The sequence below is a fragment of the Agrobacterium sp. 16-2014-1-2a genome, from assembly GCF_053522705.1.
The window spans coordinates 42,244-57,409 of the sequence record NZ_JBNWBX010000005.1 but is presented as its reverse complement, the minus strand read 5'-3'; the positions used below and the strand labels follow the sequence as shown (position 1 = coordinate 57,409).

Genomic DNA, 15,166 nt, shown 5'->3' with positions numbered 1-15,166 from the left:
GGAGCATCATGGCGCTCGCACAATTTCGTCTCGAAAACTCATGGCATCCGCTCGAAGATTCCGCATCGGGTGGCTTCACCTTCACCCTGTTCAATCTTTCCAGCGAGGCGGTGAAGGATTTCCGGATCGTCTATACGTCGCTGACGCGGACCATCGACAAGCCCGTCTGCGGCAATGCCGTCTATCTGCGCCGCAATGCCAATTTCCATGAATTTGCGCCGCCAACGGGTTTCGTGCTCGAAGCCGGGAAATCGTGGCGTTTTACCGTTGACGGCCTGCTCAGGCCTGCCCGCCATCGCACAGACGGTGCGAAATCCGCCTATATCAGCCTTGCCGACGGCACACATCGCGCGGTTGATGTCGCTGACCTGATGCTTGACGGGCGCCATAGCGAGCCGGCGCCAGCCCTGCTTCCCGAAGGAAAGCTCGATCTGCCCTTCGCCATCCAGCCCTGGCCTGCAGAAATCGATGCCGCGCCGGGCGAAGACTTTCCCGTCGCACTCTTCCCGACGGAAGAGGCAGGCAAGGAAGAAGTGCTTGCGGTGGAAACTGTTTCGTCGCTGTTCCGCAGGCTTTTTGCCGTTGGTCACGTGCCTTTCAGCCTCGCGCCTGTTCATGAGGGCAAGCCGCTTCGTTTCAAGCAACATAGCGGTCTGGAAGCTGAGGGTTATCGCCTGTCTTTCTCTGATGACGCCGTCGTCGTGGAATATTCGGCCACTGCAGGTCTGCAATACGGCCTGACTGTGCTTGCGCAATTGCTGCACGGCGCGCGCACCGATACCAAATTCCGTTTCCCGGTTTCCGGCACCATCGCCGATGCGCCGCGTTACAGCTGGCGCGGTTGCCATCTGGATGTCTCGCGACAATTCTATCCGACCGGTGATGTCGTGCGGCTGATCGACATTCTTGCATGGCTGCGCATGAACCGGTTCCATTGGCACCTGACGGATGACGAGGCTTGGCGTCTCGAAATCAAGGCTTACCCGCTGCTGACGACAGTCGGCGCGACGCGCGGCCCGGATGCGCCGCTTCTGCCGCAGCTCGGCAATGGGGCTGAGCCGGTTTCCGGTTATTACACGCAGGATGATGTTCGCATGGTCGTCGCGCATGCGGCGGCACTGAACATCGAAATCGTGCCGGAGGTCGATATTCCCGGCCACAGCACGGCGGCTCTCGTTGCCTATCCGGAGCTGACGGATGGGCAGGAAGCGCCGGACAGCTATCGCTCCGTACAGGGCTATCCCAACAATGCGCTCAATCCCGCCATCGAGCCAACCTATGAATTCCTTGGCAAGATATTCGACGAGATGGTGGAGCTTTTCCCCTCGCGGCTGATCCATATCGGCGGCGACGAGGTAGCAGATGGCTCCTGGCTTGCCTCGCCGCTTGCCAAGTCGTTGATGGAAAAGGAAGGCCTCGACGGCACCTTCGGTATCCAGTCCTATTTCATGAAACGTATTCAGGGGATGCTGCATGAGCGCGGCCGCCAGCTTGCCGGCTGGGACGAAGTTTCGCACGGCGGCGGCGTCGATCCCTCGGGAACATTGCTGATGGCCTGGCAGAAGCCGGAAGTTGGCCTGGAGCTTGCAAAGCAGGGCTACGACGTGGTGATGACGCCGGGACAGGCCTATTATCTCGACATGGTGCAGGATGAAGCCTGGCAGGAGCCGGGCGCAAGCTGGGCCGGCACCGTTCCGCCGTCGCACACATATGCTTACGAGGCAGTCGGTGAGTTCCCCGAGGAATTGAAGGAGCGGATGAAGGGCGTTCAGGCCTGCATCTGGTCCGAGCATTTCCTCAATCGCGCCTATTTCAACCATCTGGTTTTCCCGAGACTGCCCGCCATTGCCGAGGCGGCGTGGACGCCGAAAGCGCAGAAGGACTGGCTGCGTTTCTCCGCCATCGTCCGCTTGAGCCCGGTCTATTGAGAGGAAGGCGAGATGCGTATTGCCGTTGGTGGAATTCATACCGAATGCAGCACCTATTCGCCGGTGCTGATGCGTCAGGAAGATTTTCGCGTCTTTCGCGGGACGGAGTTGCTGGAAGCCGAATATTTCAATTTCCTCGGCGAAGGCGGGGCGGAGGTGTTGCCGCTTCTGCATGCGCGGGCGGTGCCGGGTGGTCCCGTGTCGCGCACGGCCTATGATGCGTTCAAGCAGGAATTCTTGGAGCGTCTCAAGGCTTGCCTGCCGCTCGACGGGCTTTATCTCGCCATGCATGGCGCGATGAATGTCGAGGGAATGGACGATGCGGAAGGGGACTGGATTTCCAGCGCCCGCGCCGTAGTCGGACCGGATGTTATCATTTCCGCCAGCTACGACCTGCACGGCAATGTCAGCCAGTCGATCATCGACCAATTGGATATTTTCGCCGGCTACCGAACTGCGCCGCATATCGATGTGCGCGAGACGATGGTGCGGGCGTGGACGATGCTCATCAAGGCTCTGAAAACGGGCGAGAAGCCCGGTGTGGCATGGGCGAAAATCCCCGTTCTCCTGCCGGGTGAAAAAACCTCCACGGAAGATGAACCGGCCAAAAGCCTCTATGCCGTCTTGCCGGACTACGACGCGCGGCCCGGCATTTGGGATGCGAATTTCATGATCGGCTACGTCTGGGCCGATGAACCAAGGGCGACGGCCTGCGCTGTCGTGACCGGGACGGACAGGGAGGCCGCGCAGGCGGTCGCCTCGGAGATTGCGCAATCCTACTGGAATGCCCGACAGGATTTCCGTTTCGGTCCCGTGACCGAACCGCTCGAGGTCATCATGGATATTGCGGAAAAAACAACAACCGGGCCGATCATTCTGGCGGATTCCGGCGACAATCCGACCGGCGGCGGGGTGGGCGATCGCGCCGATGTTCTGGCGGCGTTGATTGCGCGCAATTGGCAGGGCGCGTTGATCGGCGGCATCACCGACAGGCCGGCGGTCGAGGCCTGTTTTGCGGCGGGCGAGGGCGCGGCGCTTTCCCTGAAGATCGGCGGCAGTCTCGATCCCGAAAGCCCTTCCATCACCGTCGAAGCCAAGGTCCTGAAACTGGACGATCCAGGTGCTTCCGATCAGCGGCAGGCGGTAGTCGTCATCGATGGCATTACCGTCATTCTGGCTGCAAGGCGCAGGCCCTATCACATGATCGCGGATTTCACCCGTCTGGGCTTCGATCCGAAGGCGGTAAGGCTGCTGGTCGTCAAGTCAGGTTATCTTTCGCCGGAGCTTGCGCCCATCGCCAATCCCAATCTCATGGCGTTGACGGAGGGGGTTATCAATCAGGATATCGAAAACCTCCCCAATCGCCGCCGGGATGGCGATTTTTACCCATGGAAACCGCATTTCAACTATATCCCGAAACCCATCCTTTCGGCCCGCTGGCGATGACAGCGGTTCGATAGCATTTCATTCAGCGATCCGGCGGTGCCGGATCATCTCAGGCGAACCTTCATGCCGTCGGCTCTTTCCATCGTTTTCAACAATCCGTCGATCCGCATCGGGGCGCTCGCCATCCTGTTCTTCGGATTTTCGAATGCCGCCACCGCCCCCTATCAGGCGGTGATCGGCATTCGCGAAATCGGGCTCAGCAACACCGTCTATTCCCTGCTGATGCTGTTTGCCGCCATCATCAATGTCAGCGCCAGCGTGCTGATGGGCATCGTTGCAGACCGGCTCGGCGAATATCGCAAACCCATGCTGCTGATCGCGCTTTTCGGCGTCAGCGGCTATCTGCTGGTTTATCTCGTTGGTAATGCCACCGCCTTCGTGACCGCGAAGCTGCTGCTCCTGCCGATTTTCGGGGCGATGAACTCTCTGATTTTCGCGCATGTGCGCGCCGATGCCCGCAATCTTTCGACGGGCGACATGATCGCCGTTAATTCGATCATGCGGGCCACCATCTCGCTGTCCTGGGTGCTGGTGCCTGGTATCGTCGGTATTTTTCTGGTGAATTCCGGCAATATGCTGCTGGCTTTCCTGTTCTCAGGCATCTGCGCGCTTATCTGCTTTCTGCTTGTGGCCTTTTGCCTGCCGCGCACGGCCACTCCGGCATCGGTGAACACGCAGGCACGCTTCGGTGTCCGCGCTTCACTTGCGGAAATCGGGGAGCGACGGGTGCTGCTGCGGATCATCGCCATCGCGCTCATCTGCTCGATGCTGCATCTCAATGATTCCATCCGCTCGCTCATCATAACGGGTCAGGCAAAGGGAACGGTCGCGGATATCGGTATCGTCGCGGGCATCGTTGCCGCGCTGGAAATCGTCTTCATTCTGCTGTGGGGCTGGATCGAAAAAAAGGTGCCGCAAACGCTGACCCTTGCGGCTGGAGCGGGGCTTTATGCCATCTACCTCATCCTGCAGGGTCTCGCGACGGCACCTTGGCATATCTATGCGCAGACCTTGATCAGCGCGCTCGGCGCAGCCGCCATCATCAGTATCCCGATCACCTATCTACAGGAACTGATTGCGGATCGGCCGGGGCTTGGAAGCTCGCTGATTGCCGTCAACATCTTCCTCGGCGCGGGTTTGGGTGCGCTGATTTTTGCCGTCGGCACGCTCGTCACGAGCTATTCAGGCACTTCAATCCTGGGAGCGGTTGTGGGTCTCGGCGGCGTTTACATGCTCTACGCGCTTGATGGGAAGGGCCGCCGCAGGTAGAGCGTCGGACCGAAAAGTGTGGGCGGTTTTCGGATAAGCCGGCGCGAAAACACGGCACATTCAAAAGAAAGAGGTTACGATGATTCTCGAGATTTGCGTGGACGACGTGGCCGGTCTGGAAGCGGCGGTCAGGGGTGGGGCCGACCGAATAGAACTTTGCGCGGCATTGTCCGGTGGCGGTGTGACGCCGTCTGCGGGTTTCATGCACCGGGCGGCGGCCTACGCCCTGCCTGTGAGCGTGATGATCAGGCCGCGCGCCGGGGATTTCGTGTTCACGCGCGACGAAGCCGATGTGATGAAACGCGATATCGATGCGGCGCGCGCGGCGGGGCTTTCCGGCGTGGTGCTCGGTGCCTCGCTTGGCGATGGCTCGCTTGATATTCCCCTGCTCGAAGAACTGCGCCGCCACGCCGACGGGCTCGATATGACGCTGCACCGGGCGATCGACGTTGTTCCCGACATGGATGAAGCCTTGGAGGCCGCTATCGCGCTGGGCTTCCCGAGAATTCTGACCTCCGGGGGCGCGCGTTCGGCGCTTGAGGGCATCGAGACCTTGGCCCGATTATCCGAGCTTGCCGCCGGGCGGATTGTCATCATGCCGGGGGCCGGGGTGCGTCCACCAGTCGTGCAGACGTTGCTGGACCGCTTTCCCATTACGGAGATCCACGCATCCTGTTCCGCCATTCCGTTTTACGATCCGGAAAGCCGGGTGGCGAAACTCGGTTTCACCGGCGCGGGGCGCAAGGGCACGGATGAGGAGGCCGTTCGAGAGTTAAAGGCGATCCTCACCGCTCATCAAAAAGGCGGCGTAAAGCTCTAGCCGTTCCTGCGGCGCCATCGAGATCGAGGTGGATCACGTCCGGTCCCGGCAGGGCCAATGCCGCCCTGATGGCATCGGCCATGGATTGCGCAGAGATATGCTTCTCTTCCAGCACCTGTGCCAGCCCCAGCCGCGCCAGCCGTTCGGCGCGGGCGCTCTGTTCCGTTTCGCCATCGGCCGCAAACGGGATCAGAAGCGAGCGGCATTTTGCCTGTAGAATATCGCAGACGGTGTTGTAACCGGCCTGCGAAACTGAAAGCCGCGCGCCGGCGAGCAGGCTTGCGAAATCCTTGCGGAAGCGGAAGATGGACACATTTTCGGGCGCCTGCGCCGAGATCGCATCGAAATCTGCCTGCGGCATGTTGGGGCCGGTTATGAGGCACCAGCTTTTGATCTCTTCCAGCAGAGGCGATGCCTCAAGTGCGGCCCGGATAAGGGCTGCACCAACGGCACCTCCGCCAGCGGAAACGACGATATCGAATTCTTCCGCCGGTTCCGGCGATGGCAGCGGCGCGACGAGGCCGGTATAGACAACGCGCTGGCTGATTTCGCCGGCAAGGGGAAAGGTCTCCTCCAGCCGGACGAAATCCGGATCTCCGTGGACCAGCACCGCGTCGAAATGTTTCTTCACCAGCGACACGGTTTCTTCGTCCCGGCCGGGTTTGGTTTTTTCCTGCAGAATATCGCGCAGCGACGTCATGACGAGCGGGCGTGGTTCACTGTCCTCGATCTCGTGCAGAAGCGGCAGCAATTCGAAACGCACCTGCCTGCGGCCGAAGGGGAAGGCCTCTATGATGACGATATCCGGCTTTGCGCCGTGATAAGCGCCGATCAGCATATCCGTTCGAAGCTTCTTGAAGTCGTCATCGACCGGTTTGCCGGAACTATCGACAAGGCCGGAAAAGCTGCCGTCGCTAACGGCGATCGGCGGTAATTCGACATGGCGGATGCCTTCGCCCGGAAAGCCGGGAACCGGGGTGCCACCTGTCACCAGAACGACATCGAAACCATCAGCCTGAAGGGCATTGGCAACGCGGCTGGCGCGGGCGATATGGCCGATGCCCAGAAGGTGCTGGACGTAGAAGAAAACGGAAGGGCGCTTTTCCGTATCGGTCATGGCGTTTTTTCCCACTCGGTTTCGAACAGCGTCGTCAACTCGGCAATGCTGGTGCGGTTGTCGAAGGCGGTTCGCACACGGTTTTCCGCCGCACTACCCAGACGCTCACGCAATTGTGGATCGGTAATCGCCGTGCGCAGAGCCTCGGCGAAGGCAACCGGATTTTCGGGCTCCGTCAGCAGGCCGTTTTCACCATCCACGAAGAATTCCGGAATGCCTGATATATTGGTGGAAATGCAGGTCAGCGCCTGGCTGGCGGCCTCGACCAGCACATTGGGAAGACCGTCGCGGTCACCATCGCTGGTGATGCGGCAGGCAAGGGCGAAGAGGTCGGCCTCGCGGTAATTCTCCAGCACCTGTTTCTGGTCCATGGCGCCGGTCCAGAAGATCCTGTCGGCGATGCCAAGCTCGTCGGCGAGTTTTTTCAACCCGGCAAGTTCGTCGCCGCCACCTATATGGGTGAAACGCCAATGGATGTCCTGTGGAAGCGAGGCCAAAGCCTGCAACAGAATATCGATGCCCTTTTTCTTGACGGCCCGTCCAACACTCAAAATCCTGACCGGATCATGAGCGTCCGATCCATCTCTTTGCGGACGCGGCGTGTCGAAATTCGGGAAGCGGGTGAGATCGAGACCGTGATAGCTCAAATGCACATTCTGCTTGACGCCGGAAAGGGTGCGAAGATGCTGAAAGCCGCTTGCGGTGCAGGTCACGGCCCAGCGGGCGCTTTCCAGCTTTGCGGCAAGGTCCCGGTCGCTGGAGGTCCAGATATCCTTGGCGTGGGCCGAAATCGTCCAGGGCGTGCCGGTGATAAGATGTGTATAGGCGGCGACCGAGGCGGGTGTGTGGATGAAGTGGACATGCAGCCACCCGGCATCTACAGGCCATTCGTGCGCCAGCACGGCCGCCTGCCCGAAACGGCGGAAGCGGTTGCGGCTTAGATCATGCGGCAGATCGCTGAAAAACCGACGCAGCGCCTTGGTGAAGCCTGGCTTTTTGCGGCATGCCCACAGGGCCTTCAGCACGCGGATGGGCTCGTCATGCAGATATTCCGGCAGGTAGGTCACGGGTGCGCGGATTTCATCGTGAACGGGGTGGCGTTTTTTATCCGTCGGGCGGCGCATGGACATGAGTTCCAGCGTAAGGCCAGCCTTTTCAAGCCCCAGAAGTTCCTGGGCAATGAAAGTCTCGGACAGGCGCGGATAGCCCTTGAGGAGCACCACGATTTTTTTTGTGTCGGTCACGTTGCGCGTGTCTCTTTTGAAGCGGTGGTTGTCGGGGAGCCGGTCACGCCGTCAGCGTTATTGGCACCTTGTCGCCCTCGGGCGGCAGCCATTCGGCTATCCGTTTCGAAATGTTTTCCAGACCATCGAGCTTCAGGTCCTGCGAATTGACGGAAGGCGGCGCGCGATTCGGCAGCGCTTTAAGAGCTGCCGCCATTTTCGCCGGATTCTCGGCATCCTCAGGTAAAAGCATGTCGAAAAGGCCGAGCTCCGACGCGCGGCTTGCGCGGATAAGCTGCTCCTCCCTCGGCACCGTGCGCGGCACGACGAGGGCAGGCTTGTCGAACGACAATATCTCGCAGACGGTGTTGTAGCCGCCCATCGACACGACGGCCTGAGCGCCGGCAACGAGGTCTTCCATGCGGTTGTCGAATTCGATGATCTCGATGTACGGAATATCGGCAACACTGCTCATGAATCGCTGGCGCTGGTCTGCCGGCATGTAGGGGCCGAGCACCACGAGCGCCTTGTGCGTCAGTTCGCTATCATGACGGTAGGCGTTGATGACGTCATCGATCAATTCGCTGCCGTCACCGCCGCCGCCAGTGGTGATGAGAAGATAGTCGCCCTCCGGCCGGTGCGCCACGGTTTCCGCCTGCGTTTTGGAGCGTTGCAGGAAGCCGACGAAATCCATCTTGTCGCGAACGGTCTGGGGAACGTCGAGCCCCGTCAAGGGGTCGTGGAAATCCGGTGGGCCATAAATCCAGACGTGGTCATAGAACTTGCCGATCTTGGTCATCACGTCATTGCGCTTCCACTCCGCTTCAAGCAGCTGCGGTGCGTCCATGACGTCACGGAGGCCGATGACAAGCTTGGTTCCCTGTCCCTTGAGATACGCAAGCGTTTCCTCCACCTCGCCACGAAGACCCATGGGCTCCTTGTCGACGATGAAGATATCCGGCTGGAAGCTTTCGGCAGTGTGATAGATGATGGAGCGGCGCATCTTCAGTGTTTCCTGAAGATCGATATGCCGGTCCATGGAGGTGTATTCGCCGTTGCGCAGCTTGATGACGCTCGGGATTTTCACGAAATCGACACGAGCGCGATAATCGAAGGCGCCGGCGATAGTTGCGCCCGAAATGATAAGCACGTTGAGGCCGCGATAATCCTCCACCAGCGCGTGAGCGATCGTGCGACAGCGCCGCAGATGTCCGAGGCCAAAAGAATCGTGGCTGTACATGAGGATGCGTGCGTCGTTCAGACGGGAGGTCATCGGCCACACCTCTTTTTGCCTTTCCCAAAAAAGGCGATGGCGGAAGAGCAGTTTATCAAGGAGTGTTCCATTTTATCTGAAGGGATCCGCAGCATCACGTAGTCCGTCACCGAAGAAATTAAAGGCCAGAATGACGAGAACAACCGGAATCGTCGGGATGAGAAGCCACGGATATAGCGCAATGACGCTGACGCTGCGCGCCTCCGTGAGCAGAATTCCCCAACTTGTGATCGGCGGCCTGAGGCCGAGACCAAGGAAGCTCAGCGCGGTTTCGCCGAGAATCATGCCCGGTATCGTCAGCGTCGCCGAGGCGATCAGATGTGACATGAAGCCGGGGATAAGGTGCCTGCCGATGATGCGCGGTGTGCCGGCGCCCATCAGTTGTGCAGCCAAAACATAGTCTTCCTCGCGCAATGCCAGCAATTTGGAGCGCACGGCGCGCGCCAGTCCCGTCCAGTCCAGCATGCCGAGAATGATGGTGATGCCGAGATAGACGAGGATCGGACTCCAGGTCACCGGCATGATTGCTGCGAGTGCGAGCCACAGCGGAATGCTCGGAATGGATTGCAGGACTTCGATGATACGCTGGACGATGAGATCGAAAGTGCCGCCGCGATAACCTGCAAGTCCGCCGATCACAATGCCGAGAACGAAGCTCATGGCGACACCGAGAAGGCCGATCGTCAGAGAGATGCGCGCGCCGTAGATGATTCGCGACAGCACGTCTCGTCCAAGCCGGTCGGTGCCGAGCAGGAACATTTCACCACCTTCGGCCGGACATACGAGGTGGGTTCTAGCCTCGATCATGCCCCAGAAATGATAGGTATCGCCCTTGCAGAAGAAACGCAGCGGCTGGATATCCGTCGGCACATCCCGGTAGACGCGCCGCAGATTGTCCATGTCGAGCGTCATTTCCCGACCATAGACGAAAGGCCCGACAAATTTTCCGTCATTGAAAAGGTGAATGGCCTGGGGTGGGGCGTAGATATGCTCGATATTGCGGGTGTGAAGATTGTAAGGCGCGAGGAACTCGCTGATCAGGATCGAAAGATAAAGCACCACCAGAAAGGCGCCGGACCAGACGGCGATCTTGTGCTGGCGGAACTGCCACCACATGAGCCGCAGCTGCGACGCCTTGCTGAAGGCCGCCATTCCGGACGTATTGGGTTCGATGAGCGACGGGTCGAACGGCGCCGTCGAAACGTAGTGGGGCAGCGCTTCGCCGGATGTCGGGATGGATGAAGTCATTTGACGTTACCACCTCCGAAGCGGATTCTCGGGTCAAGTATGGCAAGGGCGATATCCGACACAAGAACGCCGATCACCGTGAGGAAAGCAAGGAACATCAGGAAGGAGCCGGCCAGGTACATGTCCTGGCTTTGCAGCGCCCGGATGAGCATCGGACCGGTTGTTTCGAGTGACAGCACGACGGCGGTGATTTCCGCGCCTGATATGATGGCGGGCAGGATCGAGCCGATGTCCGAGATGAAGAAATTCAGCGCCATGCGCAGCGGATATTTGATCAGCACTTTGAAAGGGTGAAGCCCCTTGGCGCGGGCGGTTACGACATATTGTTTCTGCAACTCGTCCAAGAGGTTGGCGCGCAGGCGGCGGATCATGCCGGCCGTGCCCGCCGTTCCGATGATGAGGACGGGTATCCAGATATGTTCGAGAATCGATTTGAACTTTGGCCAGCTCATCGCCTGGTTCAGATATTCCCGATCCATCAGATGGCCGATGGAGATACCGAACCAGATATTGGCGAAATACATCAGGATCAGCGCCAGCATGAAGTTGGGGATGGCGATGCCAAGCAGACCGAGGAAGGTCAGGCCGTAGTCGCCCCAGCTATATTTGTGCGTGGCGGAGTAGATGCCGATCGGGAAGGCAAGAATCCAGGTGACGATGATGGTGACGAAGGACACCAGAACCGTCAACCACAGACGGTCTCCCACAACCTCGTTTACCGGGAGCTGATATTCGAAAGAATAACCGAAATCGCCAACCAGCATGCCGGTTGCCCAGCGGAAGTAACGGATCGGCGCCGGCTGGTCGAAGCCATAGCGGACGCGCAACTCCTCGATTTCGGCAAGGTTTGCGGTCTCGCCCATGGCGCGCAGTTCGGCGACGTAGCTTTCGAAATAATCGCCCGGCGGCAATTCGATGATGGTGAAGACCAGCATCGAGATCAGGATCAGCGTTGGGATCATGACGAGGATGCGCTTGAGAATATACCGCAGCATATCAGGCGTCTCCGTCATACCAGAAGGCATCCGGCATGTAGATGCCGAGATACGATGTGGGTTCAAAGCCGAAAAGCGCCTTTTCCGGCACGTTTCGCATGCGTTTGACATGGACGACGGGTTGCAGCGCGCCGTTGACGATGCCGATGGAAAATACCTGCTGCGTGTAGATACCAAGCATTTCCAGCCAGATTGCCTCGCGCTCTTCCTCGGTGACGCTTCGGCGCCATTTTTTCAGGAGATCGAGCAGATGCGCTGCTTCCGGCAGGTCAGGCTCCTTGCCCTCGCGCCCGCCGGACAGATAGTGGATGCCCCAGACCGGCCATTGCAACTGGTCGTCGCCGGTGGGCGCAAGGCCCGAAGGCAACATGTCGGGGGTCGGCACGCCATTGTCCATGCCCATCCACACCGACATCAGCACCTCGCCGCCCATGGCACGCTTGCGGAAGACATCGCGCTGGGTCGGGCGGACCGAAACCGCAATGCCGATATGCCGCCAGTGGTCCGTGACCAGTTCCATCACGTCCGTTTCGAGCGTGCTTTCGCCTGTGGTCTCGACGATGATATAGGCTGGACGGCCGTCCGGCAGAAGCCGGTAGCCGGCGCTGTCGCGCTTATCGAGACCTGCTTCGTCAAGCAACCTGTTGGCCATCGCCCGGTCGAAGGCACTCCAGGCCTCGGCAAATTCCGGTCGGTAAAGCGGGCTTTCCGGCAAGACGGTGTCGGCGCTTTCCTTGGCCAGCCCGTAAAAGCAGACCATGTTGATTTCGTGCCGGTTTATAGCGAGCGACATTGCGCGGCGCACGCGCACGTCCTGGAAACAGCTCCGCCATACAGGATCGGCGCAGTTCAGATTGGGCAGAAGCGCAATGCGCGACCCTTGAGAGCGTTTGTAGAGGTTCACCTTCAGAGGAAAGCGCTTTTCGGCATCCTTCAGGAAGGTGTAGTCGGCGAAATCGAGGCCGAAATATTGCAGATCGCTGTCACCCGACGCCGTCTTGGCCGAGATGATGTCGGAGGAGGTGACGTTCAGCAGGAACCGGTCGAGATAGGGCAGTTGAAGGCCGTTTTCGTCGACACGGTGATAATAGGGATTGCGTTCGAAAACGAACTGTTCGGCCGGTGGCGAAGTCGTATTGCGCCAGGCGTCCAGCGTCGGCAGAGCGGGATTTTCCGGACGGACCTGCCGCGACATCTTGATATGCAGCCCGCTCCAGTCATCCGCCTTGTTCTTCTTGATGAGCTTGGCGAGGTTTTCCGCGGTCTGATATTTGACGTGGAACTGCTTCATGTAGGCGGCGGGCAGGAAAAGCCGCGCGGGCGATGCTGCTGCGAGCTTTGCCAGAAAATCGGGGTTCGGGCCTTCCCAGGTATAGCGCACCGTCAGCCGGTCGATGACTTCGATCTGGGGGGGATTGTTGTTGACCAGCAGTTCGATTGGCGGGCCGCCCTTGTGAATTTCCTTGTTGAGAGCAACATCCTCCCAGAAATACCGGAAATCCTCGGAGGTTAAATCGCTGCCGTCGGACCATTTGTGGCCTTCGCGTAGCTTGAAGGTGAAGATGCGTTCGTCCTGAACGTCGTAGCTTTCCAGAATGTCGGGATGAAGCTCGAATTTTTCGTCGTAACCGACAAGGCGGGCATAGTTGCTGATGGGCATAAGCCGGATGTCGCGCTGGCCGCCGATCAGCATGCGCACGGAACCACCGTGTTTTCCGGGCTCCCGGCCAAGCGCCTTCATATCGATGACGCGCGGGTTTTTCGGCAAGCGCTTGGCAATATCAGGCAGCTCACCTTTTTCCCGCTTTTCCTTGAAGTAGGCGGGGTCGGTATAGGCAGCGCGCGCATAGGTCGGCAAAAAGACGGAGGCCATCAAGGCAAGGGTGGTGCGGCGCGTAATCACGAGCGAAGCTCCCTGATGTCGGCATTGCCATTTGCGAGAACGAAATGGCCATCGCCAAGATCGGCAGAGATCATTTCGCCGTCACCCTCGTCGCGGAATTGCTTGCCCCAGTCGAACTTGCCCGTCGCGCTGATCTTGCCGATGGTACGGAAATCGAGCGGACGGTCGAGATCGGGAAAAGGCACGGCCGCCAGCAACGATTTTGTATAGGGGTGAACCGGAGAGCGCATCATGATTTCCCGCGGCGCCAGCTCGACGATGCGGCCCTCGCACATCACCGCCACGCGGTCCGCCATGTAATCCACAACTGCCAGATTGTGCGAGATGAAGAGGTAAGTAAGTCCGAGGTCCTTCTGCAAATCCTTGAGCAGGTTGAGGATTTGCGCCTGCACCGAGACATCTAGGGCAGAAACGGGTTCGTCGCAGATCAGCAGTTCGGGACCCAACGCCAGGGCTCTGGCAATGCCGATACGCTGCCTCTGGCCGCCTGAGAAACTGTGCGGATAACGGTTCAGCGCGCTTTCTCCAAGGCCGATGGCCTTGACGAGATTACGGACTTTTTCCGCGCGGTATTTCGCATCGCCCCGTCCATGGATTTCAAGCGGCTCGCTCAAAATATTGCGCACGGTCATGCGCGGTGAAAGCGATGAGATCGGGTCCTGGAAGACCATCTGTATCTTCGACCGCAATTCCTTTAGATCGCCGTCCCTTGCATTGAGGACGTCGATATCGCCCTGCGGCCGGTGAAAGGTCACGGAGCCTTCATCCGGGCGAACGGCGCGCATGAGGATTTTGCTGACGGTTGTCTTGCCGCTGCCGCTTTCGCCGACGAGGCCAAGACATTCTCCTCGGCGGATTTCAAAACTGACGCTGTTCACCGCCTTGGTGGCATTGGCATCGCGGCGGCTGAACCAGCTGGACTTCCGGGTCGTGAAGGTCTTGCTGATATTCTCCACGGTCAAGAGCGGGCCGGGGGTCTTGTTCACTGCGGCGGTCTTCTTGCCGACAAGGCTTTCGTGGTCGACGGTGATCTCACGAAGCGCCTTCAGCCTCTCACCCGGCTTCATGTCGAAATGCGGCACGGCGGCCATCAGGCCCTTGAGATAGGGGTGGCTCGGTGCCTTGAAAATATCGTCGACCGTTCCGGCTTCCATGATCTCGCCCTGATAGATCACGGCAACCTCGTCGGCGATGTTTGCCACCACGCCGAGATCGTGGGTGATGAGCAGCATGCTCATGTTCAGTCGGCTCTGGAGATCGCGCAGTAGTTTGAGGATTTGCGCCTGTATGGTTACATCAAGAGCCGTCGTCGGTTCGTCGGCGATCAGAAGGGCGGGGCGACAGATCAGTGCCATGGCGATCATGGCGCGCTGGCGCATGCCGCCCGACAATTCGAAGGGATACATGTTCACGACCTTCTTCGGGTTGGAAAACCCTACAAGGTCGAGCGTCTCATGCATTTTTTCCGCGCGCTCGGCCGGCGACAGGATGCTGTGGATTCTCAGCGCTTCGTCAATCTGGTTGCCGATCGTATGCAGCGGCGAAAAAGACGTCATGGGTTCCTGAAAAATCAGCCCGATGCGATTTCCGCGTATGGCGCGGATGTCCCGGCCATCCTTCGGCAGTTGCAGCAGATCGACGGGGCCGGCTGCGGCATTTGCGGGATCGGTAAACAGCACGCGGCCGTTCACGCGCGCCGTCTTGGGGTGGATGCCCATGATCGTCTGGCCGATGACGGATTTTCCGGAGCCGGATTCTCCGACAAGCGCGGTCACTTTTCCCGGAAGAATGCGAAGGCTGGCACCCCTCACGGCGTCAATCGTGCCACCCATAAGAGAAAACGAGACCCGCAGATTTTCAATACGGAGCAAATCTGCGCCTGCGCTCATGCTAAAGGGTTCCTTGCCGTCTCTCTTTATCGTTGTCTTGTGACAATTTGCTCAG

General features: G+C 59.3%; 11 protein-coding genes. 4 read left to right on the top strand and 7 right to left on the bottom strand.

The window, feature by feature from the left end:
- Window positions 1–8: 8 nt before the first annotated feature.
- From ACQZ45_RS16285 to ACQZ45_RS16270, 4 genes are all read left to right on the top strand, one after another.
- Entirely contained in the window at window positions 9–1,928 is a 1,920-nt protein-coding gene (locus ACQZ45_RS16285) for a beta-N-acetylhexosaminidase (RefSeq protein ID WP_113291860.1), read from the top strand.
- A gap of 12 nt (window positions 1,929–1,940) precedes the next feature.
- Window positions 1,941–3,374, top strand: a complete 1,434-nt coding sequence (locus tag ACQZ45_RS16280) for a M81 family metallopeptidase (RefSeq protein WP_113291861.1) — start codon at window positions 1,941–1,943, stop codon at window positions 3,372–3,374.
- A 63-nt stretch (window positions 3,375–3,437) separates the two neighbouring features.
- Window positions 3,438–4,643, top strand: a complete 1,206-nt coding sequence (locus ACQZ45_RS16275; protein WP_003516790.1) for an MFS transporter — start codon at window positions 3,438–3,440, stop codon at window positions 4,641–4,643.
- A 79-nt stretch (window positions 4,644–4,722) separates the two neighbouring features.
- Window positions 4,723–5,463 carry a copper homeostasis protein CutC gene (locus ACQZ45_RS16270; protein WP_003516792.1) on the top strand — a complete coding sequence of 247 codons (741 nt, stop codon included), beginning with the start codon at window positions 4,723–4,725 and terminating at the stop codon, window positions 5,461–5,463.
- Here the strand turns inward: ACQZ45_RS16270 and ACQZ45_RS16265 are convergent.
- From ACQZ45_RS16265 to ACQZ45_RS16235, 7 genes are all read right to left on the bottom strand, one after another.
- Window positions 5,429–6,580 carry a glycosyltransferase family protein gene (locus tag ACQZ45_RS16265; protein ID WP_003516793.1) on the bottom strand — a complete coding sequence of 384 codons (1,152 nt, stop codon included), beginning with the start codon at window positions 6,578–6,580 and terminating at the stop codon, window positions 5,429–5,431. The two genes, ACQZ45_RS16270 and ACQZ45_RS16265, sit on opposite strands and share 35 nt — an antisense overlap.
- On the bottom strand, window positions 6,577–7,824 hold the full coding sequence (locus ACQZ45_RS16260) for a glycosyltransferase family 4 protein (RefSeq protein WP_003516794.1): 1,248 nt from the start codon (window positions 7,822–7,824) through the stop codon (window positions 6,577–6,579). The genes ACQZ45_RS16265 and ACQZ45_RS16260 overlap by 4 nt, the downstream gene beginning before the upstream one ends.
- Before the next feature lie 43 nt (window positions 7,825–7,867).
- Window positions 7,868–9,076, bottom strand: a complete 1,209-nt coding sequence (locus ACQZ45_RS16255) for a glycosyltransferase family protein (RefSeq protein WP_003516795.1) — start codon at window positions 9,074–9,076, stop codon at window positions 7,868–7,870.
- Window positions 9,077–9,148: 72 nt separating this feature from the next.
- The gene (locus ACQZ45_RS16250; protein WP_003516796.1) at window positions 9,149–10,324 is read right to left on the bottom strand and encodes an ABC transporter permease; all 1,176 of its coding nucleotides are present in this window, start codon (window positions 10,322–10,324) and stop codon (window positions 9,149–9,151) included.
- Window positions 10,321–11,319, bottom strand: coding sequence for an ABC transporter permease (locus ACQZ45_RS16245; protein ID WP_003516797.1), 999 nt, complete (start codon window positions 11,317–11,319; stop codon window positions 10,321–10,323). The genes ACQZ45_RS16250 and ACQZ45_RS16245 overlap by 4 nt, the downstream gene beginning before the upstream one ends.
- A 1-nt stretch (window position 11,320) precedes the next feature.
- On the bottom strand, window positions 11,321–13,222 hold the full coding sequence (locus ACQZ45_RS16240; RefSeq protein WP_113291862.1) for an ABC transporter substrate-binding protein: 1,902 nt from the start codon (window positions 13,220–13,222) through the stop codon (window positions 11,321–11,323).
- The gene (locus tag ACQZ45_RS16235; RefSeq protein ID WP_113291863.1) at window positions 13,219–15,111 is read right to left on the bottom strand and encodes an ABC transporter ATP-binding protein; all 1,893 of its coding nucleotides are present in this window, start codon (window positions 15,109–15,111) and stop codon (window positions 13,219–13,221) included. Before ACQZ45_RS16235 ends, ACQZ45_RS16240 begins: the two co-directional genes overlap by 4 nt.
- Window positions 15,112–15,166: the final 55 nt, after the last annotated feature.

What these genes read in the sequence shown, in the direction of transcription:
- ACQZ45_RS16285 (WP_113291860.1), top strand. Translation starts at nt 9, where the DNA reads ATGGCGCTCGCACAATTTCGTCTCGAAAACTCATGGCATCCGCTCGAA.
- ACQZ45_RS16280 (WP_113291861.1), top strand. Translation starts at nt 1,941, where the DNA reads ATGCGTATTGCCGTTGGTGGAATTCATACCGAATGCAGCACCTATTCG.
- ACQZ45_RS16275 (WP_003516790.1), top strand. Translation starts at nt 3,438, where the DNA reads ATGCCGTCGGCTCTTTCCATCGTTTTCAACAATCCGTCGATCCGCATC.
- ACQZ45_RS16270 (WP_003516792.1), top strand. Translation starts at nt 4,723, where the DNA reads ATGATTCTCGAGATTTGCGTGGACGACGTGGCCGGTCTGGAAGCGGCG.
- ACQZ45_RS16265 (WP_003516793.1), bottom strand. Translation starts at nt 6,580, where the DNA reads ATGACCGATACGGAAAAGCGCCCTTCCGTTTTCTTCTACGTCCAGCAC.
- ACQZ45_RS16255 (WP_003516795.1), bottom strand. Translation starts at nt 9,076, where the DNA reads ATGACCTCCCGTCTGAACGACGCACGCATCCTCATGTACAGCCACGAT.
- ACQZ45_RS16250 (WP_003516796.1), bottom strand. Translation starts at nt 10,324, where the DNA reads ATGACTTCATCCATCCCGACATCCGGCGAAGCGCTGCCCCACTACGTT.
- ACQZ45_RS16245 (WP_003516797.1), bottom strand. Translation starts at nt 11,319, where the DNA reads ATGCTGCGGTATATTCTCAAGCGCATCCTCGTCATGATCCCAACGCTG.
- ACQZ45_RS16235 (WP_113291863.1), bottom strand. Translation starts at nt 15,111, where the DNA reads ATGAGCGCAGGCGCAGATTTGCTCCGTATTGAAAATCTGCGGGTCTCG.